This is a genomic window from Chryseobacterium kimseyorum, assembly GCF_025971945.1.
In the GTDB taxonomy this organism is placed as follows: Bacteria; Bacteroidota; Bacteroidia; order Flavobacteriales; family Weeksellaceae; genus Chryseobacterium; species Chryseobacterium kimseyorum.
Genome location: NZ_JAPDHW010000017.1, coordinates 47552 through 66895, shown reverse-complemented (window position 1 = coordinate 66895; position 19344 = coordinate 47552). Strand labels below are relative to the sequence as shown.

At 36.7% G+C, this 19344-nt stretch carries 16 protein-coding genes and 2 tRNA genes; 8 read left to right on the top strand and 10 right to left on the bottom strand.

Annotation, left to right across the window (positions count from 1 at the left end):
• The coding region (locus OMO38_RS17740) for a hypothetical protein (protein WP_406567336.1) at positions 1-569 on the top strand (569 nt) is incomplete at its 5' end.
• A 533-nt stretch (positions 570-1102) separates the two neighbouring features.
• Here the strand turns inward: OMO38_RS17740 and OMO38_RS17735 are convergent.
• Together OMO38_RS17735 and OMO38_RS17730 are read right to left on the bottom strand one after the other, a co-directional pair.
• A tRNA-Arg gene (locus tag OMO38_RS17735) sits at positions 1103-1176 on the bottom strand.
• 31 nt (positions 1177-1207) lie between these two features.
• Positions 1208-1282, bottom strand: a tRNA-Pro gene (locus tag OMO38_RS17730).
• A gap of 374 nt (positions 1283-1656) precedes the next feature.
• Here OMO38_RS17730 and OMO38_RS17725 point away from each other — a divergent pair.
• The 4 genes from OMO38_RS17725 (at position 1657) to OMO38_RS17710 (ending at position 4986) form a co-directional block, all read left to right on the top strand.
• Positions 1657-2571 carry an SDR family oxidoreductase gene (locus tag OMO38_RS17725; RefSeq protein ID WP_264751522.1) on the top strand — a complete coding sequence of 305 codons (915 nt, stop codon included), beginning with the start codon at positions 1657-1659 and terminating at the stop codon, positions 2569-2571.
• 1 nt (position 2572) lies between these two features.
• Entirely contained in the window at positions 2573-3310 is a 738-nt protein-coding gene (locus OMO38_RS17720; protein ID WP_264751521.1) for an SDR family oxidoreductase, read from the top strand.
• 74 nt (positions 3311-3384) lie between these two features.
• Positions 3385-4296, top strand: coding sequence for a helix-turn-helix domain-containing protein (locus OMO38_RS17715; RefSeq protein ID WP_264751520.1), 912 nt, complete (start codon positions 3385-3387; stop codon positions 4294-4296).
• A 78-nt stretch (positions 4297-4374) separates the two neighbouring features.
• Positions 4375-4986, top strand: a complete 612-nt coding sequence (locus OMO38_RS17710; RefSeq protein WP_264751519.1) for an alpha-ketoglutarate-dependent dioxygenase AlkB family protein — start codon at positions 4375-4377, stop codon at positions 4984-4986.
• Positions 4987-5549: 563 nt separating this feature from the next.
• Here the strand turns inward: OMO38_RS17710 and OMO38_RS17705 are convergent.
• From OMO38_RS17705 to OMO38_RS17690, 4 genes are all read right to left on the bottom strand, one after another.
• Entirely contained in the window at positions 5550-7928 is a 2379-nt protein-coding gene (locus OMO38_RS17705; protein ID WP_264751518.1) for a PAS domain-containing sensor histidine kinase, read from the bottom strand.
• 478 nt (positions 7929-8406) lie between these two features.
• The gene (locus tag OMO38_RS17700; protein ID WP_264751517.1) at positions 8407-9270 is read right to left on the bottom strand and encodes an SDR family oxidoreductase; all 864 of its coding nucleotides are present in this window, start codon (positions 9268-9270) and stop codon (positions 8407-8409) included.
• Between the two features lie 78 nt (positions 9271-9348).
• Positions 9349-9918, bottom strand: coding sequence for a Crp/Fnr family transcriptional regulator (locus tag OMO38_RS17695; RefSeq protein ID WP_264751516.1), 570 nt, complete (start codon positions 9916-9918; stop codon positions 9349-9351).
• Positions 9919-10022: 104 nt separating this feature from the next.
• Positions 10023-10280, bottom strand: a complete 258-nt coding sequence (locus OMO38_RS17690; RefSeq protein WP_264751515.1) for a hypothetical protein — start codon at positions 10278-10280, stop codon at positions 10023-10025.
• Between the two features lie 442 nt (positions 10281-10722).
• On the opposite strand from OMO38_RS17690, the gene OMO38_RS17685 reads away from it, so the two are divergent.
• Both OMO38_RS17685 and OMO38_RS17680 read left to right on the top strand, forming a co-directional pair.
• A complete protein-coding gene (locus OMO38_RS17685) occupies positions 10723-11706 on the top strand; it encodes an L-histidine N(alpha)-methyltransferase (protein ID WP_264751514.1) in 984 nt (327 codons plus the stop codon).
• A 93-nt stretch (positions 11707-11799) separates the two neighbouring features.
• Positions 11800-12588 (top strand): SDR family oxidoreductase, encoded by a 789-nt coding sequence (locus OMO38_RS17680; RefSeq protein ID WP_264751513.1) that lies wholly within the window; start codon positions 11800-11802, stop codon positions 12586-12588.
• Between the two features lie 77 nt (positions 12589-12665).
• Here the strand turns inward: OMO38_RS17680 and OMO38_RS17675 are convergent, their stop codons facing one another.
• Both OMO38_RS17675 and OMO38_RS17670 read right to left on the bottom strand, forming a co-directional pair.
• Positions 12666-15131 (bottom strand): glycoside hydrolase family 95 protein, encoded by a 2466-nt coding sequence (locus OMO38_RS17675; RefSeq protein WP_264751512.1) that lies wholly within the window; start codon positions 15129-15131, stop codon positions 12666-12668.
• 277 nt (positions 15132-15408) lie between these two features.
• Positions 15409-16107, bottom strand: a complete 699-nt coding sequence (locus OMO38_RS17670) for a DUF1826 domain-containing protein (RefSeq protein WP_264751511.1) — start codon at positions 16105-16107, stop codon at positions 15409-15411.
• A 427-nt stretch (positions 16108-16534) separates the two neighbouring features.
• On the opposite strand from OMO38_RS17670, the gene OMO38_RS17665 reads away from it, so the two are divergent.
• On the top strand, positions 16535-17137 hold the full coding sequence (locus OMO38_RS17665) for a CinA family protein (protein ID WP_264751510.1): 603 nt from the start codon (positions 16535-16537) through the stop codon (positions 17135-17137).
• A 72-nt stretch (positions 17138-17209) separates the two neighbouring features.
• Here OMO38_RS17665 and OMO38_RS17660 read toward each other — a convergent pair whose 3' ends face one another.
• Together OMO38_RS17660 and OMO38_RS17655 are read right to left on the bottom strand one after the other, a co-directional pair.
• A complete protein-coding gene (locus OMO38_RS17660; RefSeq protein WP_264751509.1) occupies positions 17210-18475 on the bottom strand; it encodes an NAD(P)/FAD-dependent oxidoreductase in 1266 nt (421 codons plus the stop codon).
• Between the two features lie 120 nt (positions 18476-18595).
• Positions 18596-19324: an ABC transporter substrate-binding protein gene (locus OMO38_RS17655; protein WP_264751508.1), complete on the bottom strand. Its 729-nt coding sequence runs from the start codon at positions 19322-19324 to the stop codon at positions 18596-18598.
• Positions 19325-19344 lie beyond the last annotated feature (20 nt).

Sequence of the window (19344 nt, the reverse complement as noted above, 5' to 3'; positions counted from 1 at the left end):
TGCACAAAACAGCAATTATATTATCCGTTTTTCTTTCTGCGTTCGCTTATTCGCAGGTGAAAATAGGAGGTACCACGAGCGTGGGGAACGTGACCAACACTTCCGTTTTACTGGAATTCGGAACTGATAATGATAAAGGAATTATTCTGCCTTACGTAGAAACCGTTCCTACAGCGGTAGCTGCTTCTCAGGGCGGAACAATTATTTTCGATGTCTCTGCGAATGCGGAATACAAAGTAAAGGTAAAAAATGAAAACGCGGGCTGGAAAGACCTCAGCGTACAGTCGGGATATTCAACGGCCGTAGAAGCTGTTGTAAAACCGCCACAGGCTTTACCTTTGGCAGATCAGGTTGCGGCGAAAGCAATTATCGGAAGCGAAACTTCAACAACAGACGGCGTTTTAGTTTTGGAGTCACCTTCAAAAGCAATGGTTTTACCTATTGTGACGAGTTTGGCCAATATTAAAAATCCTTCACCGGGAATGATGGCTTTCCTGGCGGGAGCAACTTCGGCAGGACACCGACTGGTGGTTTTCAATGGCCAGAAATGGACGTTCTGGAAACCTTAATCTTATTCATAAAATTAAAATAAAGCCTGTTTTTCCAAAAGTGAACAGGCTTTTTTGTTATTGGTTACATCTCGGGAATTATATTCAACTGTCTCCAATATTAGTGGAAGAGGAGGTTTACAGATATTGTTGTAACTAAGTGAAGAATTCGTAAAGCTTTAATTCTGAACGCCGAATGGTCTTATACTGATCTGTCGAATTTTAGTTTGATTTATAAAATAGCGTTTCCTCAAATTGAGATTGTGTCCTATATGGATATTTTTAGCAAAAACATAAGATCGTGTTCGAAAGAAATTCTGTAGAAAACATTGAAATTAAATGAATTTTTAAGTTGTAAACTTCAGCTTAATTTTAGCTGTCAGCAAGATTTTCTTGATAAAAATAGTAACTTTTAAAAGTTATCGTCTTGGCTTTTATAAATCAAAAGTTTTTGACTAACCCCGAAGTTTTGATAATGAATAAGTGATCCAAAGTTTTGAAATAAAGAATATAAAAACAAAAAAGAGAAACCAAATATTGATTTCTCTTTTTTGTGAGCGCGTCAGGATTCGAACCTGAGACCGTCTGCTTAGAAGGCAGATGCTCTATCCAGCTGAGCTACGCACCCATTTGCAATTTTGAAAAAACTGCTAAAACTGTCGGGGCGGCAGGATTCGAACCTGCGACCTCCTGGTCCCAAACCAGGCGCGATGACCGGACTACGCTACGCCCCGATTGAAGGTCATCTAAAACAAATATTACCTTGTTTTTTGTGGGTGCAAATATACAATATTTTCCCGAATAAAAAAATGATATTGAAAATAATTTAAATTTACCGTCTTATACACTCGTCATACGTACTATGAAAACAGTAATCTGTTGAGTTAATTTTTAGCAAAAGAGCTGTGGGATTTAATTTTAGAGCACGAAAGTTTGAAAATGGTCAGGATTTGATTTTTAGCCCTCGAAATTAATCCTTCAGAATAATTTTAAAAATTACGTTTCCATTATTATTTTGCTAATCCACGTTTCTGTTAATGAATTCCCTGATTCTGTTATTTCTGTTCTTCTGCTTCGATGCAATTTTGTATGTATAAATTTAAGTACAATGAATATCGTATTAACAGGTTCTTTAGGGAATATCGGTAAGCCACTTACTCAGTTATTGGTGGCAAATGGACATTTGGTAACAGTAATCAGCAGTAAGGCTGAAAGAATATCTGATATAGAAGCATTAGGCGCTGTTGCCGCCATAGGAACAATCCAGGATGTCAACTTTTTAACAGAAACATTTAAAGGAGCTGACGCAGTTTATCTCATGGAAGTCTGGGAAGGAATCGGAAGTCTTTTTGATCAGAATATAGACTTCGTCGCTGAATTTGAAAAAATAGCGAATAACTATGTTGAGGCTGTTCAGCAATCGGGTGTCAGACAGATTATTCATCTGAGCAGTATCGGTGCTCATTCGGATCAGGGAACCGGTAGTCTGTTGGTTCATCACAAGGTGGAAAATATTCTGAAAAAACTTCCTGAAAATGTATCGGTAAAGTTTATTCGTCCGGTAGGTTTTTTCAGCAATGTCTACCGTTGGCTGCCGATGATAAAATCTCAGGGAGCAATTATTCAGAGCTATGGGGGAAATCAGAAGGAGCCTTGGGTTTCTCCATATGATATTGCGCAAACAATTGCCGATGAAATGGATCAACCATTTGTAGGAAGAACGGTACATTATGTTGCAAGCGACGAGGTTTCTCCCAATCAAATTGCTGAGGTTTTAGGGGAAGCAATTGGTGATAATGATTTGAAATGGAAAGTGATTCCGTCGGAACAGTTATTAGATCAAATGCTTTCAGCAGGGATCAATAAGTGGATTGCCACTGGAATGGTCGCTATGCAGAAAGCACAGGGAAACGGTACTTTGTATGAAGATTTTTATTTAAATAAACCGGAATTTGGAAAAACAAAACTTACCGATTTTGCTAAAGAATTTGCCGAAGTATATAACAGACAAAACAATTTTTAAAATGAAAAATGCATTGATTACAGGAGCCAATAAAGGAGTTGGATTCGAAACCGCAAGGCAGCTATTGGAAAACGGATACTACGTTTTTATCGGAAGCAGAAACATGGATAACGGAAAATCGGCTGTTCAAATTCTGAATGAAGAAGGATTTGAAAATGTAGAGGCTATTCAGTTAGATGTTACAGATTTAAAATCTGTGCAGGAAGCGAAGAAAAAGATTGAAAATAAAACGCAGGTGCTGGATGTGCTGATTAATAACGCAGGAATCAACGGTGGTTTTCCGCAGGCAGCTTTGGAAGCTTCGGTAGAATCTTTTCAAAACGTGATGGAAACGAATTTCTACGGCGTGATCCGAGTGACGCAAACATTTATTGATTTACTGAAAAAATCAGAACAGCCCAGAATCGTCAATGTATCTTCAAGTGGCTGCTCACTCACGCTGAATTGTGATCCCAACTGGATTTATTACCACCACAAAGCGGCAGTATATCCTGCATCTAAAGCTGCGATGAATATGTATACAATCAATCTTGCGTACGAACTGAGGGATACCAATTTTAAAGTGAATGCTGTTTGTCCGGGATTTGTCGCAACAGATTTTAACGGTCACAGAGGTACAGGAACTGTTCAGGAAGGAGGCCAGAGAATTGCAAAATTTGCAATGATTGGCGAAGACGGACCCACCGGAAAATTTATCAGCGAAGAATACAATCCGGAAACTGGCGAAACAGCTTGGTAATTAATTCAGTAATTTTGCTTAGGACGACCGTCAGAATAATAGATTTTTGATGGTTGTTCTTAACAGTTTAAAAGATGGGAAGTAAACACATTAATCTGCATAAATTTAAATCATTATCAGAATTCCATCAGATGTTTGGCCTGCCCAAACCTGAAAATCCACTGGTGAGTTTTATCCGCATAGAAGAAATGACTGTGCCGGAAGATACCATGCCAGACTATCTGGTGTTGGATTTTTATAAGATGGCATACAAAGACAGTATTGGCCGGGCAAAATATGGGCAGCATCATTATGATTTTGGGGAAGGTGGTTTGGTATTTACGGCGCCGGGACAGCTCTTTGAAAAACCGAAAAGTAGTAAAGGCAAAGGTTTTATTCTACTGATCCATTCTGATTTTTTCCTTTCTTATTCTTTGGCTAAAAAGATCAGACAGTATGGTTTCTTTTCGTATGATACAGATGAGGCTCTTCATCTCTCTGAAAAGGAAAAAGAAACGATATTTTCTGTTTTCAAAATTATTGATGAAGAATTGAAAAACAGGATAGACGACTACAGTCAGGACGTTATTATTTCGCAGATCGAGTTGCTGCTAAATTACAGCAGCAGGTTTTACAAAAGGCAATTTATTACCTATAAAGCGGTAAATGATGATCTGATCGAGCAGTTTGAGAAGGTCCTGGATTCTTACTTTAGTTCTGATAACAGTCAACAGTCGGGTATGCCTTCGGTACAGTATGTTGCAGAAAAACTACATGTTTCCACCAATTATTTAAGTGATCTTTTGCGCTCATTAACAGGTCTCAATACACAGCAGCATATTCACAACAGACTTATTGAAATGGCAAAAGAAATACTGTCGACCACCAATCTTTCGGTATCTGAAATTGCCTACCAGCTTGGGTTTGATTATCCGCAGTCTTTTACCAGATTATTCAAAAATAAAACGAGTCAGACTCCGTTAGAATTCAGGCAGTCATTTAATTAAAAAAATGTTTTAGGTAAAAATAGAGCATAGTAAGATTATCGTGATGGCATTAAATTTAGAAAAATAATGGTAGATACAATGAATCAGCTCAGTTTATTCGGTTCAGATGAGTTTTATGAATTTCCAAAAGATCTGTTGGAATTTAAAGAAGCTTTCCTAAGTAGTGAAGAGGCAGACCGACTACAGGATGAGCTTCTAAAGAATACGCCCTGGAAACAGAGATCTCAGAAAATGTATGATAAGATGGTGGTTACTCCGAGGTTAACTGCCTGGTATGGAGATGTCGAAAAGTCTTATCAGGCGGGAGAAAATGAATTTGATGTCAATCAGTGGACGCCAACATTACTTTCTTTAAAACAAAAGATTGAAAAAACATTTGAATACGAATTCAACTCTGTTCTGCTCAATCTTTACAGGGATGGAAATGATTCTGTCGCATGGCACAGGGATAAAGAAAGCAGATATGGAAACCGTCCGGTCATTGCCTCCGTAAGTTTAGGGCAAACGAGAAATTTTGATTTTAGGAAAAAAGATCATCATCAAAGTAAATACAGTCTGCCGCTTCCGCATGGATCTCTACTCATTATGAAAGGCGATCTTCAGGAAAATTGGGAGCATCGCATTGCTAAATCTACAGTGCCGATGAAAGAACGTATTAATTTAACGTTTAGGTTAGTGCGTGATTTTTAATTGAAATAATGAACAGTTTTTTTAAAATCCTAATGCATCAGGTTTCTCTTTTTTTAATTTAAATCTACTTTTAAAGAATTTGTTTTTTTTTTAAATAAAAATTCCTGAAAACTAAAGTTCTCAGGAGTTTGATTTTATGGATGGGTAACCAGGCAATTTGTCGACCTGATTTTAAAAGAATAATTTAAGAATTTTTAAAGTAGTTTACTGTCACTTTTCCCACCATAAGAGTGGCGAAAAAAATTACTAATAATGATAAAAAATGTTTTTGAAGATCAATACGCTCTTCATAGAAATTAGTCAGAGCTGCGGTCAGTAAAAATACACTTACAAAGTAGAGTGTCACGGATAAAATAAATTGTTTCTTGGTAGGATTTGCAGTCCAGTTGTTTTGTTTTATAATGGTTTTTCAGTTTTTTAATACTATATAATTTTTTTTAAGCGTAATAATGCAGATTTTTAGCTTTGTCTAAATATTTTAGTTAAAAACTTTCTGTAACCTTTAATAAAATATCGTAAGATTCACTGTTGAAATGCTCTTTTTACTAAATTTATTATGTTATTTAATCGACATTAAGCGGCAGTGAAAAAACGAAATCTGAACCTTTACCAATTTCACTTTCTAATGAAATATTTCCTTGGTGATGACTGATGATTTCTGAGCAGAGATAAAGTCCTATCCCAAAGCCGGAAATCGAATGCATATTATCATTCTCAACCCTGTAATATCGGTCGAAAATATGACTCGCATCTTCGGGCTTTATTCCTTTTCCGTTATCTTTCACGTGAACATACGCAAACTCATGATCTGAAGTACAAGTTACGTGAATGGTACTACCAATGGGAGAATATTTTATCGCATTGCTGATTAGGTTATGAATCACCTGCCCAATTTTGTTTCTGTCGGCATTAATCTTTACAGATTCAATTGGTGAGAATATCAGAATATGACTGCTGGTAGTCGCCATAAATTCCTCTTCGGCTTCCCGCAATAAAGAGGAGAGGTTAAACATTTCTCTGTTAATGTGTATCTTTCCTGATTCCAGCCTTGAAATATCTAAAAAGCCATTGATCATGGCGGTCATTTTTTTGATCTGGAAGTCTGCTTTATCCAGCATACTTGAAAATACATTATCTTCAGTTCCTGCAAATTTTCGTTGCATCAATTGAATGTAACCTTTTACAGAAGTCAGTGGCGTTTTTAGCTCATGGCTTACCATGGCGATGAAATCGTTCTTTCGGATCTCATCCAGCTTTTTTTCAGTAATTTCATGAATAACTCCTGTGAAAAACTTCTTGCCTTTTTTGTGATGTACTTCACCTATAGCGCGTACCCACCGCAGTTTTTCATCATGATATCCGATAATTTGGTGTTCCATGTCAAAACGGGTGCCTTCTGAAAATGCCCGCTCAACATTTGCTGCTACAGACTTCCTAAAGTCGGGATGTATCTGGCTGATTGCAGCTTCATAGGACATTGGTTCGTCAGGATGAAACCCAAAGAATGTTTTAAGTTTTGGTGAAGCCGTAAATATTCGGTCATCAGCACTGATTTGAAATGTGCCCAGACCTGCAGCATCCACAGCCATTCTCAGATTTTCTTCTGCTCTTTTAATTTCTTCACCGGCAAGATACTGTTCTGTAATGTCCATTACAATTCCGGTAAACGCAGAGAAATCTCCGGAAGGATCTGCCTTAAGGTTGCCTATAGCACGCAGCCAGCGAAGACGGTTGTCATGAAGCCCTATTACCGGATACGTAACATCATAATCACCATTATTGTAAATGGCATTTTCCAGCTTTTCTGTAACATATGGTCGGTATTCGTCTGTAATCTGTGCCAAAGCCTGTTCGATACTGAACGCTTCATCCTCACGGTATCCGAATAATTCTTTTGAACGGGCATCTGTTATAAATTCGCGGGTAATAGAATGGACAAACCAGGTTCCGAAATTAGCCGCATTTACAGCCAGGCGGAAGGCAATCTGACCTTCTTCGATTTTTGCATTGGCCTTAGTCAATTCATCGTTGACTACCGCTACTTCTTTAATTGTAGCCTCAAGTTCGTTATTGGTATTGGCCAGTTCTTCATTCACGGCATGGAGTGCTTTAGAACTGCTTTCCAGACTTTCTTCCCACTTCTTACGGTCTGTAACATCCCGGGTGGCTCCCGCTATTGCTTCCACTTCTCCATATTCGTTTAAAACCGGTGTGAAAATATAATCATAAACCCTCCGGCCCAAGACCGCATGGGGAAATGATACTTCACCGCGTATAGGAAGTTTCTTTTCTTTTATCTGATCGATTTCTTTTTCATGCATTTCTGCATGCCAGGGCTCGTATCCGTTTTCAAGAAGCGTTTTTCCTATAGAATCTTCCCACGTTTTGCCCCACATATTCAACAGTGCCTGATTGGCATATGTAAATCGGTAGTCTAAATCAAATACGTATAAAAGATCGGGTGTTGATGATGTTACTGTTTCGTACAGCCTTTTCTGCTGATCAGATTTTACCTGAGCATTTTCCAAAGCTTCCTCAGCACTCTTTCTGGGAGTGATATCTTTTGCTGTTCCAAACCACTCAATAATCTCTCCGTGCTCATCCAGGATGGGGATTGCTTTAGATGAAGTCCAGCCCATTGTACCGTCTGCACGCAAAACGCGGTGTTCCAACTGAAAAATTTTCTTCTCACGGATGCATTCCTCTATTTTTGCGTTCACCATTTCGAGATCATCTTCGTGCACGTTTTCAGATCTCCATTTTGTTGATGGTGCATTGGCGTCTTTCAGAAATCCTCTCCCGTCAAGTTCGCGCATTTCATGCCAGTCAGGACTTAATGAGTACACTACATCTGAGGTAGCTTCAATTAAAGCTTTCAGGCGAGCTTCAGTTTCGGCAATTCTCTGCCTATCAGAAGTATGGTGGTTGGAAGGCTTTGACATAGTAGGTTTCTGAATGAATTTTTATAAGTAATCAATAATTTTTATATCTGTGTAATGACAAAAAAAGTCAGAGTTTTTTAGTTTTTAAATTAATTTTTTATCTGAACTTTCTATAAAAGCATTTGAATAAAATACCTTAAGAATTTGTCTGAAAAGTCGCAACGAAGTTAAGAATACTAAAAAATATCAGCAAATTTTTTCCTGTTTTACAGATTTTGGTGATCAGCAAACGGTGATTTTACAGGTTAAGGGTTTTTTTTCTCTTAAAAAATGCCTTCGCTGTCGTTTTGTATTGGACTTGAATTGTTGTTCACAAACGTAAAATTCAGATTTAAAAAAACTCCAAAATCAAAAACTTTGGAGCAATAATATTGTTACATTAAAAATGATTTAAAAAAAATCAAGTGATAAGCCATTCATTTAAAATGATCATAAGCAATTATATGAAGCATAAACTTGTTGAACATAGTGAAAACTTTTAAACCAACAGATCTTTCATTCCAAATGCAGTCAGAACTTTTGTATATTCTGCTTTTACAGCATCGTTTGCATCTTTTATAATTTCTCCTGTTGACGGATCAACAACTGTTCTTAAAGGCCTTTGACCTTTCGGTAAACCGATCAGCTTCACTACAGCGTCTGCAACGTCCTGTGGGTTGGGTTTTGCTGTTTCAAACATCTGCCCGATGGCACCAAACATTTTATCAGGATATTGAGCAATTGCCTGATAACCTTCACTTACTGACGGGTCAGAACCGTACTGAATCTTTTGCGACATTTCAGTAGGAAAAGCACCTGGCTGAATGATAGCCACATCGACACCTAACGGTCTCACCTCGTAATGAAGGCCTTCGCTTAAACCTTCCAGAGCAAATTTCGAAGCACTGTATACTGTAGAAAAGGGAGCGGAAAATCTTCCCCATCCACTTGAAACATTAATGATTAAACCTTCGGATTGTTTACGCATATAAGGCAACGATAATTTCATCAGTCTCCATGGCGCTGTTACGTTGACATCCATGATTTTCTGCAAGTCAGCAGGTGTAGAGCTTTCGGCGACTCCAAACATCGAGATTCCTGCATTGTTGACCAAAACATCAATTCTGCCTTCTTCAGATATAATCTTATCAAAAGCATCGCTTACGCTTTTCTCGTCAGTTAACGATACATCCAGAACGGTGATATTCTGTACCTGTGCCAAAGCTTTTGCCTTATCAGCATTTTTCCCGTCGATGTCACGCATGGTAGCATACACTTTATGTCCTAAAGCCGCAACGCTATTGGCTGTTAGCCATCCAAATCCGCTATTGGTTCCTGTGATTAATACTACTTTTCTGTCCATTTTTTTTATATTAAAATTAATGATACAAATTTCGGTATATGGTCACAAACAGCGTTTACCAAATGGTAAAAAGCGATTTTACCTGATGCTTTTCCGTATTCTGCTTAACGACTGCTGGGTAATACCAAGATAGGAAGCAATATAAGACAGAGGAATTCGATTAACCAATAAAGGAAATTTTTCCATGAATGTGAGGTAGCGCGTTGTTGCATCCTCTGAAACCAATGGACTTCTTCTTTCAATCGTTTTCAGCAAACAGTTTTTTACAATAAGTCCAGTGATAGCATCCCATCCGACAATAGTATTTCCTATCTCGTCCCAGTCTTTCTTTGAAAAAACGAGTAACTCGCAGTCGGTAACTGCCTCTATGTAATCAGAAGCAATGATCTGTGCCTCGAATTTTTGCTGATCCGAAACAAAATTGTTTTCATCTACGAAATGATGAGTGATCTCCTGACCCTTGTTATTGTAATAGCAGAAACGGACGACTCCTTTTAGAATAAATCCAACTTGTTTTGGAATTTTTCCGGCTTCTGAAAAATACTCATCCTTACGAAGATTAAGTCTTGTGGCTTTACTTGTAATAAGATCAATTTGCTGTCTGTTCAGATCTCCAAACTGCAAAATATAGTCAATAAACTCTTTCATAGATTAAAGATACTTGATATTTAGTGCAGGGCATTTACCATATGGTAAAAATTAAGTGATACAGACCTTTCTAATTTATATATGAAACTTCTGCATTTACTTTTTTACTTAATTTGACTTCGAAGTTCTTTAATCTCTTTTATTAATTTCGGAATGTCCTGTTTTGCATTGGCAATAAAGTCAATATCAGCATTGGTTGCTCCGACAAGTTTAATATCTACTCCAGGATCTTCCTCTGATCCTGTTTTAATAAAACTGGAGCCACTTTCGTGATCACGTCCCTCGATGTAAGCTTTCCATGGGCCATTCTGTGCCTGGTCAACCCTTAATTCTATTTCCTGAATTTCTTTTTCGGATAGCATTTTTTTTTATTTAAATTATAAAGTTAAATGGTGAGTATCAAATGTACACATTTCGCCAATGCAAAGTGTATATAGTGGTAATACGTTTTTAACTGTTTCAAACTGTAAGCCTCCAGAGTGCAGTTTCAAGTTTTAGAATTGTGAAATATAATCTTTGATATTCTATTTTTAGAAAGCACAGTTCAATCTTAAATTTAAAAAATAAACAGATCAGAATTACTTTTAATCAACGCGCATAAAAACCTCCTGGAAGATCCCTTTTGAAATAAAAATTACAGGTATTTTCAGAAATTGATCATTATAGTAATACAGAAAGAAATTCATACTTAAATATGGAATTTTTTAAACTACAAGAAATTTGATCAGCCTGCATTTTAATTCGAAATAATGATGGCAGCGGCAAGATAGTTGTAGTTCTCTAAAAACCAAAACAGATATACCTATGAACGTACAGTTGGATACAGAGTGTCAAAAGGAAACCGAAGTCATCACTGGTTTCAGATCAGATGTTATAGAAGGCTTAAGCGGAACTCCTAAAAAATTATTTTCAAAATACTTTTACGATAAAACAGGCGACGAGCTTTTTCAGCAGATTATGAAAATGCCTGAATATTATCTGACCAATTGCGAGCTGGATATATTTAAAAATAAAACTCCCGAATTGGCTCAGAGTATTTTAGTCAATGATGCGCCCTTTGATCTGATCGAGCTTGGAGCAGGAGACGCGATGAAATCGACCTATCTTCTTAAGCATCTTGTGGAGAAAAATATTGATTTTAAATATATGCCCATCGATATATCCGGAAACATTCTATCTGTACTGAATGATAAACTGAGAAATGAGCTACCAACTCTCGATATGACGACTCTGGAAGGGGACTATTTTGATATGCTTGATAAAGCAACTTCTATTTCTACAAGACGTAAAGTCGTTCTCTTTCTGGGAGGAAATATAGGAAATATGGATATTGAGGAATCTTACCATTTCTGCCGTGAAATTAAAAGAAAACTGAGCACGGGCGATGTCCTGATTATTGGTTTTGATTTAAAGAAAAATCCACACATGATATTGAATGCTTACAATGATCCGGCAGGTATTACGGCTTCTTTTAATATGAATCTTCTTTTAAGAATTAACCGCGAGCTCGAAGCTGACTTTGATATCACTGAATTTCAGCATTATCAAACCTATGATCCGGTTTCTGGAGCATGCAGAAGTTTTCTTGTAAGTCTCGCAAGACAGGATGTTCATATTGGCAACAATACATTCAGCTTTGAGGAACATGAACTGATCGATATGGAAATTTCACAGAAATTTTCTGAGAATGATATTACAAATTTGGCAAAAGAATCAGGATTTCATATTCTTGAAAATATAAAAGACTCAAACAGATGGTTTGTAGATTCTATCTGGCAGGTTGATTAGTCACATTTGATCGCCTGAACATTCTACCGGATCTATCATTTTCTTTTATAATCTATCACATCCTGTTTTATCAAAAAAATTTAAAATTAGCTTATGAATATTGACCTTACCAATAAAAATGCATTAGTCGGTGCAGCCACCGGTGGAATAGGAGCTGGCATTGCAACAGAACTGGCAAGATGCGGAGCCAATGTGACTCTGATGTCCCGTAACGAGGATAAACTTCGAAATTCATTGGCTGCACTACCCGTTGTGAACGAAAATCAGAAACACCAATATCTGGTTGCAGATTTTTCAGATTTTGTAAGTTTCAAAACAATTATATCTAAATATTTTCAAAGTAATTCTGTTGATATTTTGGTCAATAATACTAATGGTCCGGAAGCAGGATCTGCACTTGAGAAAAGGGTAGAAGATTTCCAGACCGCTTTTGATCTTCTTTTTAAAACCGTTTTCGAAACGACAGCATTGGCTTTACCATCGATGATAGAAAAAAAGTGGGGGAGAATTATCAATGTTTCATCACTTTCTGTAAAAGAACCAATTCCCAACTTGGTGCTTTCAAACTCTACACGTTCTGCAGTTGTTGCCTGGTCAAAATCTTTGTCTAATGAAGTTGCTCAGCATCAGATCACCATCAATAATGTGCTCACTGGATATTTTGATACTGAAAGAATTCAGAAATTAATCGCCGTAGAATCTGAACAGAAAAATATTTCCAAAGAAGAAATTCTGAAAGTCAGAGAAAATAAAATCCCGATGAAACGCCTGGGTAAACCTGAAGAATATGGTCATCTCGTTGCTTTCTTGTCTTCTGATTATGCATCTTATCTTACAGGAGCAAGTATTCCTCTGGATGGAGGTTTGGCGAATATCTATTAATATCCGGAAAAGACAAAATAAAATCCTGATCAGTTACGTTCAGGATTTCTTTTGAAATATCGTTTTATTTTTAAAAATTACTTCACCTCGAAAATATACGTTTTTCCTTTTTCAGTTTTAAAATCAAACATTTCTGTTTCGGGAACGGTAAAACTTTTCAAGTCTGCTTTGGCTGATCTCAAAGGAGTTTTGATCAGATCAACATGATAGTATTCGTTTGTATTTTCTCCTTTTGCTGAGGTTAAACTGCTTTTAGAATTTAAATTTAAATTCTTTGCAATTCTTATTCTTGCATTCCCACCTAACGTAGATTTAATGGCCAGTTTTGTCAGTTTAGAATTTTTCCAGTCCATATCAATTTCAAAACCGCCTCTTGCTCTCAAACCTTTTACATAACCATTTGGTAAAGCGTCCGGAAGTGCCGGCAGCAGATATAGATAGCCGTCATAACTTTGCAATAGCATCTCTGCAATTCCTGAAGTGCAGCCGAAATTTCCATCGATCTGAAATGGTGGATGAGCATCCAGAAGATTAGGATATGTTCCTCCAGACTGACCTTTTGCTTCCATGGGTGCAGGAGTAAGCTGGTCTGAGATAAGCTTAAAGGCACGGTTTCCATCCAGTAATCTTGCCCACCAGTTCACTTTCCAGCCCATAGACCAGCCTGTAGATTTGTCGCCACGGTAGATCATTGAGTTTTTTGCAGCTTCAGCTAAATCTGCATTTCTGAAAGGCGAAATTTGTCCTGACGGAAAAAGTCCGTAAAGATGTGAAATATGCCTGTGCTTATCATCCGTTCTGTCCATGTCGGTAAGCCATTCCTGCAACTGACCGTGTTGTCCGATCTGCATTGGCGGAAGTTTTGATAAAGCATTTTTAACTTCTTCAGAAAGCATTTTGTCCTGATTCAAGACTTTTGAAGCATTGATGAAATTATTAAAAACATCAAAAACCAACTGATTGTCCATCGTGGTTCCTGCCGTGATGCTTACATTTTTAAAGTACTTGTTTTCGGGTGACATTGAAGGCGAAACCACAAGATATTTTTTAGAAGGATCCTGCTGAAGGACATCCAGGTAAAACAGTGTGCAGCCTTTTAAAGCTTCGTAATTTTTCTTTAAAAATTCCTTATCACCAGTATACAGATAGTGATTCCAAACATGCTGGGTTAACCATGCACCGCCCATTGGCCACATTCCATAAAAACCTCCATCCACAATTCCCGTGATTCGCCATAGATCGGTATTGTGGTGCATATTCCAGCCTCTGGCGTGATACATTTCTCTGGCAGATTCCTGACCTGTGACTGATAAATCCTGAATCATATCAAATAATGGCTCGTGCATTTCAGAAAGGTTGGTGTTTTCTGCAGGCCAGTAATTCATTTCCGTATTAATGTTGACCGTATATTTGCTGTCCCAGGCCGGATTCAGCTGATAATTCCAAATTCCCTGTAGGTTCGCAGGCTGCGTTCCCTGTTGTGAAGAGGAGATCAAAAGATATCTTCCAAACTGAAAATACAATGCTACCAAATCGGGATCCTGTGAATTTCCGAATTCTTTGATTCTGATGTCCGTCGTTTTTTTCGCCTGTCCTGTCGTACCTAAATTTAATTCGACACGTTTGAAATATTTTTGATAATTATTAATATGATCTTTGAGTTCAGCATCATATTTTTTATTTAAAGCTTTACTTAAATATTCCGAAACTCTGGTGTCGGGATTACCGGAAATGTCATTGTACTTTTTAAAATTGGTCGCAATAGAAATGTAGATCACCACTTCATCTGCTCCTGAAATACTCAACTGATCATTCGTTGAAGTTAATTTTCCACCTTTTAAAACCGGAAGTGCTACTGTTTTAAAATTGATTTTCCCAGTTTTATTATCAACAGATCCGCTTGTTCCATTGATAACCAATTGGTTTTTCTCAGTGAAAATTGATTTCTTTATATGTGGAGTAGTTGCATTAATATTGAAATTTAAACTTCCTTTTTTGCTTGAAGATAATTTAATGACAATCACATTATCCGCAAATGATGAGAAGATCTTGCGTTTGAAAGTCACGCCGTTAACTTCGTAAGAAACCGTAGAGATGGCTTTTTCAATATCTAAAGTACGGTTATAATTCTTAAAATTTTCATGATCCTTAAAATCTAAAAACAAGTCGCCCATTGTCTGGTACGGCATCCCATAATTTAAATCTTTCGGAGCTGTTCGTGGGTACGTGTTGTTGGTAAGATCCTGAGCTTTCTCAAACTGACCCTCATTTATTAACTTTCGTACTTTCTGTATGCTGTCGAACGTATTTTTAGGAACATTGTTTCCCGGTTCTCCGGCCCAGATTGTTTCTTCATTCAACTGCAGATGTTCCCGGCTTGCTCCACCAAAAACCATTGCGCCCAACTTCCCATTTCCGATGGGCAGAGCTTCATTCCAATTTTCTGCGGCTTTGTTATATGTTAATTTTAAATTTTGCTGTGCGTGAACAGAAACAGACAGTACTGCTCCGACAATAAAAAAAGATATTTTACTTTTGATCATTCTGTAGTAATTAAATATATTTTCACCCTTTTTCAATGAAAGAATATGATTTTAAAACTAATGATTTTAAATGATACATGAACATACCTTCAGTTTTATGATAAGCCTCTCGATTTGTTTCTGTTAAATGTTGAAGATTAATTATTTATACGATTTTCTGTTAAATAAAATCATTTGTTATTTAATGATTTGATGAGTTTACAGGCATGCTGATTTGACCAAAAAAACATCGTAGTTAATCAAAAGTAATCGATTGCGCAATTATTATGAATTTTGACTAACAAATTAAAAGGAGTCGGTATTCGCCATCATTTTCTACCGGCGCTCTGTGAATACATGGGAGAACTTTCTGCTGAGGATGATCCACTGCCAGCTTCCAGAGATTACCCAGCCCAAGATTTGTGGGCTGTGAATCGGGGTTAGCCTGATAATGAAGATCAAAATAATTTTCTTCCAAAAAGATTTCAAATTCCTTCTCAGGACCGTTATGTAATTTTTTCAGTTTTTCCCGGATTTCTGGAATTAAGATTTTTTGAACAGCCTGATCATTCGGTAAAATATCACTTGCCACCCCGTAATAGGTGCATAAAAAAGTACTCGTACCAATGGGCGACCGATCGACATGATATGAATAAACGTCTGTTGAAATAAAGTCGAATTCTTCATCGCGCTCATAATTTTTGAGCAAGTTGAGTGATGGCAATGCTCCAAAATCAGTTAACAGCCGTAAATCATTGAGAATAATCTGCCTTGCAAATTCACCATTTTCAGAAAGTTCTAAATCTAATAGATCTTCAGTATCAATTTCGGTAATATTTTCTTTTAATCTGAGTTTTGATACAATTTCTTTAAAATCTCCGTTCAAATTCCTGTTCCAGCAAACCGCGTTTTGATCACCTTGAAAATTTGTAGCGACTAATTCAGAAAAAGTAGAAACCACTTTAATCTGCTTATTTGTAGGAAATGGATTGCTCATTTTTTTATAATAATTGTAGAAAATTAATTTAGCAAAAATAACGATCTAATAAAAAACAATGTTATTTTTTGTAATAATTAAAATTAAATAGAAATCTCTTCATCCCTTTTTTTGGGTTGTCAATTTTCCATAATGAAAAGGAGTTTCTAAACTGATTACTATGACCTGAATCATAGTGTACAGAAAGAATCTCAACCTGCAGTCTTTTTTTTCGGAAATACGTCTGAAATAACTGTCAATACGCAAAAAATTGAAATTATTGGCTTGATTTTAGATTGTCGCTTAACATACTGGGTGTTCACTGATTAATGTCAGGATTGATACTCATAATAGAATATCATTCAAAAAAATATAATTTTTATAAAAGATAATATTCAGACATCATCTCATCTACTGTTAATCATCTACAAGATATAAAAGATTTATAATGATTTTAAAACCTACAAAAATCGACCTCACTAAAGAGCAGCTTTCCGCTAAATCTTTTATCAATTTTATCGTAGAATTGCAAAACCTGCTGGAATATATCGGTACAGAACTTTCATCAATTCATGAGACCGTTTCTATAGCAGAGAGTGTCACTGCAGGATTTCTTCAGTTCTCATTTTCGCAAATGACCGATGCATCTCAGTTTTTTAAAGGTGGAATTACAGCATATACAGTTACAGAAAAAATTAACGTCTTGAAAATAGATGAAGGTAAAACTCCGGCATCTGACGGTGTTTCTCCCGAAATCGCTGAATCAATGGCTTTAAATGTTGCCAATATCTTCAAAAGCGATTGGTCAATAGCGGTGACCGGTTATGCAAATCCTATTAAGAAATCCAGAAATAAGCTATTCGCCTATTTTTCAATCAGCCACAACGGAAAAATTATTCTTACCGAAAAACTCGATTTACACTCAAGAACCATGTCATTAAAGGCTCAGCTGTATTATAGTGAGTTTGTCTTAGGATGTTTTAAGCTTGAGTTGGATAAATATAAAATGTACTGCGCAGAAACATTAGACCAGTCCAGAATTTCCAGCTGATCCTTAATCCCGATTTAACATATCTTAATTAATTTATATAGAATTTGATAGAATATTGATTGCCAAATCTTTCTATTGGTTGGCATTCTTTTTTGGATACAGTATGAGTCGTATCGAAGGATTATTGGTAATAAATAACCTAAACCAGTCTAAAGCCAGTCTTATTTTGCTTCGGAAACTCACCAAAGGAATCACATGAATAAATAACCATGTGAGCCATGCTAAGAATCCATTGAACGAGAATTTAGGCAAATCCACCACCGCGTTGAATTTTGAAATAATCGCCATACTGCCTTTGTCATTGTATTTAAAAGAATTCAGTTTCTCAGACTTTTCCATTTTTTTGAAATTCGTACCTAAGTTTTTTCCCTGCTGTATCGCCACCTGTGCGAGCTGTGGATGTCCTTTAGTGAAATTTGGGTCAGTCAGCTGAAGACAGATATCTCCCAGTGCATAAATGTCATTGACCCCATTTACCTTATTGAATTGATCTACCAAAATTCTGCGGCCTTTAGCCACACTTTCGCTGGGCAGACCGGGAACTTCACGCCCGATAACACCTGAAGTCCAGATTAATGTTTCCGTTTCTATTGTGTTTCCGTCTGATAGAATTACTTTATTGTCCACATAATCTTTTACAGAAATGTTAAGCTGAATTTTTACACCCAGCTTTTTCAGTTTGTTATACGCTGTTTCCTGAGCCATCTTGCTCATCGGAGATAGAAGTGTAGGCAAAGCGTCAATCAGGTAGATATTTGACAGTCCCAGTTTCATTTCTGGATATTCTTTTTCTGCGATGTATTTACCCATCTCTGCGAGCATTCCTGCTAATTCTACTCCGGTTGGTCCTCCACCGGCAATGACAATATTTTGCAGACGCTGTGCTTTTTTGATATCTTTATTTCTTGCGGCTTCCTCCAGATTAAGTAGCATATGATTTCGCAGGTACAGTGCTTCTTCAATATTTTTCATAGGAAGTGCACATTTCTGTACATTTTCCATTCCGAAAAAGTTCGATTCCGTACCCAAAGCCAGCACCAAATGATCGTAGCTCAAAGTTCCCGTGTCAGTTTCTATTGTTTTGCTTTCAGGATTCACCTTTACCAGACTTCCCATATGAAAATGTACATTCCTGGAGTCGGAAATCATTTTTCTGAAAGGATAGCTGATGTTCGATGCCTGAATAAATGATGTGGCAACCTGATAAATAAGAGGTGGAAAGAAATGATAATTATTTTTGTCGACTAATGTGATCCGAAAACGCTGATCGTTTTTTAAAGATTTTATGATGTGTACACCGGCAAACCCGCCACCAACGATTACGATATGCTTTTTCATGATCAGATACATTAAAATTGATACCGGATACTATTCAACAATAAGACCAAAATAGGCAGATTTGTCCTGAATACAGAGTTTTATTTTTGTAAATGAAAGTGGAAGCTTTAGAACTTTTTCTCAGCGGTCAAATTCAAGAATTAATTCTCTGAAATAACTCTCGCACTTCGCAATATGAGTTCCGTACCAGGAAAAAGCTTCGCCATCAACAATCATTATCTTTTTTTGTGGATAAACTTCTTTAAGCTCAGCAATATGTTTTTCCTTGAAAGGGAAGGGTTCAGAAGAAAGCATAATCACATCTGCTTCGGCCAAATCTTCAGCCCTGATTTCCGGATAACGCGTTTGATTTTTAAATATATTTTCAAAACCTATTTCTGATAGCACATTATGAATAAAAGTGTCTGAACCCACTGTCATATAAGGATTCTTCCAAATCAGATAAGCAGCTTTTACTTTAGAATTTATTTTAGCCTGATAAAGAACATCGTAAATTTTCAGATTAAATGTCTGCGCCCTTTCTTCTTTATTAAAAAGCAAGCCCAAATTTTTAACCAAATAATAATTGTCTTCAATAGTTTCTGTATTATAAACAGTCACTTTGAAATCGTTCATCAGAGATTCAATCTGCTCTTTGACGTTCTCTTCTTTATTGGCTAAAATTAAATCGGGATGTAAACTTCTTATTTTTTCAATATTCAGATTTTTCGTTCCACCGATGATTTCAACATTTTTAACTTTTTCAGCAGGGTGAATACAGAATTTTGTTCTTCCGATGATTTCCTTTTCGGTTAATCCCAAATCAAATAAGGCTTCAGTAATTGAAGGAACTAAAGAAATGACTTTCATAAAATCTTAGACTTTGTCTA

Bases quoted from the DNA above. Each gene is read 5' to 3' on its own strand.
- OMO38_RS17725 (WP_264751522.1), top strand. From the start codon at position 1,657: ATGAATATCGTATTAACAGGTTCTTTAGGGAATATCGGTAAGCCACTT.
- OMO38_RS17720 (WP_264751521.1), top strand. From the start codon at position 2,573: ATGAAAAATGCATTGATTACAGGAGCCAATAAAGGAGTTGGATTCGAA.
- OMO38_RS17715 (WP_264751520.1), top strand. From the start codon at position 3,385: ATGGGAAGTAAACACATTAATCTGCATAAATTTAAATCATTATCAGAA.
- OMO38_RS17710 (WP_264751519.1), top strand. From the start codon at position 4,375: ATGAATCAGCTCAGTTTATTCGGTTCAGATGAGTTTTATGAATTTCCA.
- OMO38_RS17705 (WP_264751518.1), bottom strand. From the start codon at position 7,928: ATGTCAAAGCCTTCCAACCACCATACTTCTGATAGGCAGAGAATTGCC.
- OMO38_RS17700 (WP_264751517.1), bottom strand. From the start codon at position 9,270: ATGGACAGAAAAGTAGTATTAATCACAGGAACCAATAGCGGATTTGGA.
- OMO38_RS17695 (WP_264751516.1), bottom strand. From the start codon at position 9,918: ATGAAAGAGTTTATTGACTATATTTTGCAGTTTGGAGATCTGAACAGA.
- OMO38_RS17690 (WP_264751515.1), bottom strand. From the start codon at position 10,280: ATGCTATCCGAAAAAGAAATTCAGGAAATAGAATTAAGGGTTGACCAG.
- OMO38_RS17685 (WP_264751514.1), top strand. From the start codon at position 10,723: ATGAACGTACAGTTGGATACAGAGTGTCAAAAGGAAACCGAAGTCATC.
- OMO38_RS17680 (WP_264751513.1), top strand. From the start codon at position 11,800: ATGAATATTGACCTTACCAATAAAAATGCATTAGTCGGTGCAGCCACC.
- OMO38_RS17675 (WP_264751512.1), bottom strand. From the start codon at position 15,131: ATGATCAAAAGTAAAATATCTTTTTTTATTGTCGGAGCAGTACTGTCT.
- OMO38_RS17670 (WP_264751511.1), bottom strand. From the start codon at position 16,107: ATGAGCAATCCATTTCCTACAAATAAGCAGATTAAAGTGGTTTCTACT.
- OMO38_RS17665 (WP_264751510.1), top strand. From the start codon at position 16,535: ATGATTTTAAAACCTACAAAAATCGACCTCACTAAAGAGCAGCTTTCC.
- OMO38_RS17660 (WP_264751509.1), bottom strand. From the start codon at position 18,475: ATGAAAAAGCATATCGTAATCGTTGGTGGCGGGTTTGCCGGTGTACAC.
- OMO38_RS17655 (WP_264751508.1), bottom strand. From the start codon at position 19,324: ATGAAAGTCATTTCTTTAGTTCCTTCAATTACTGAAGCCTTATTTGAT.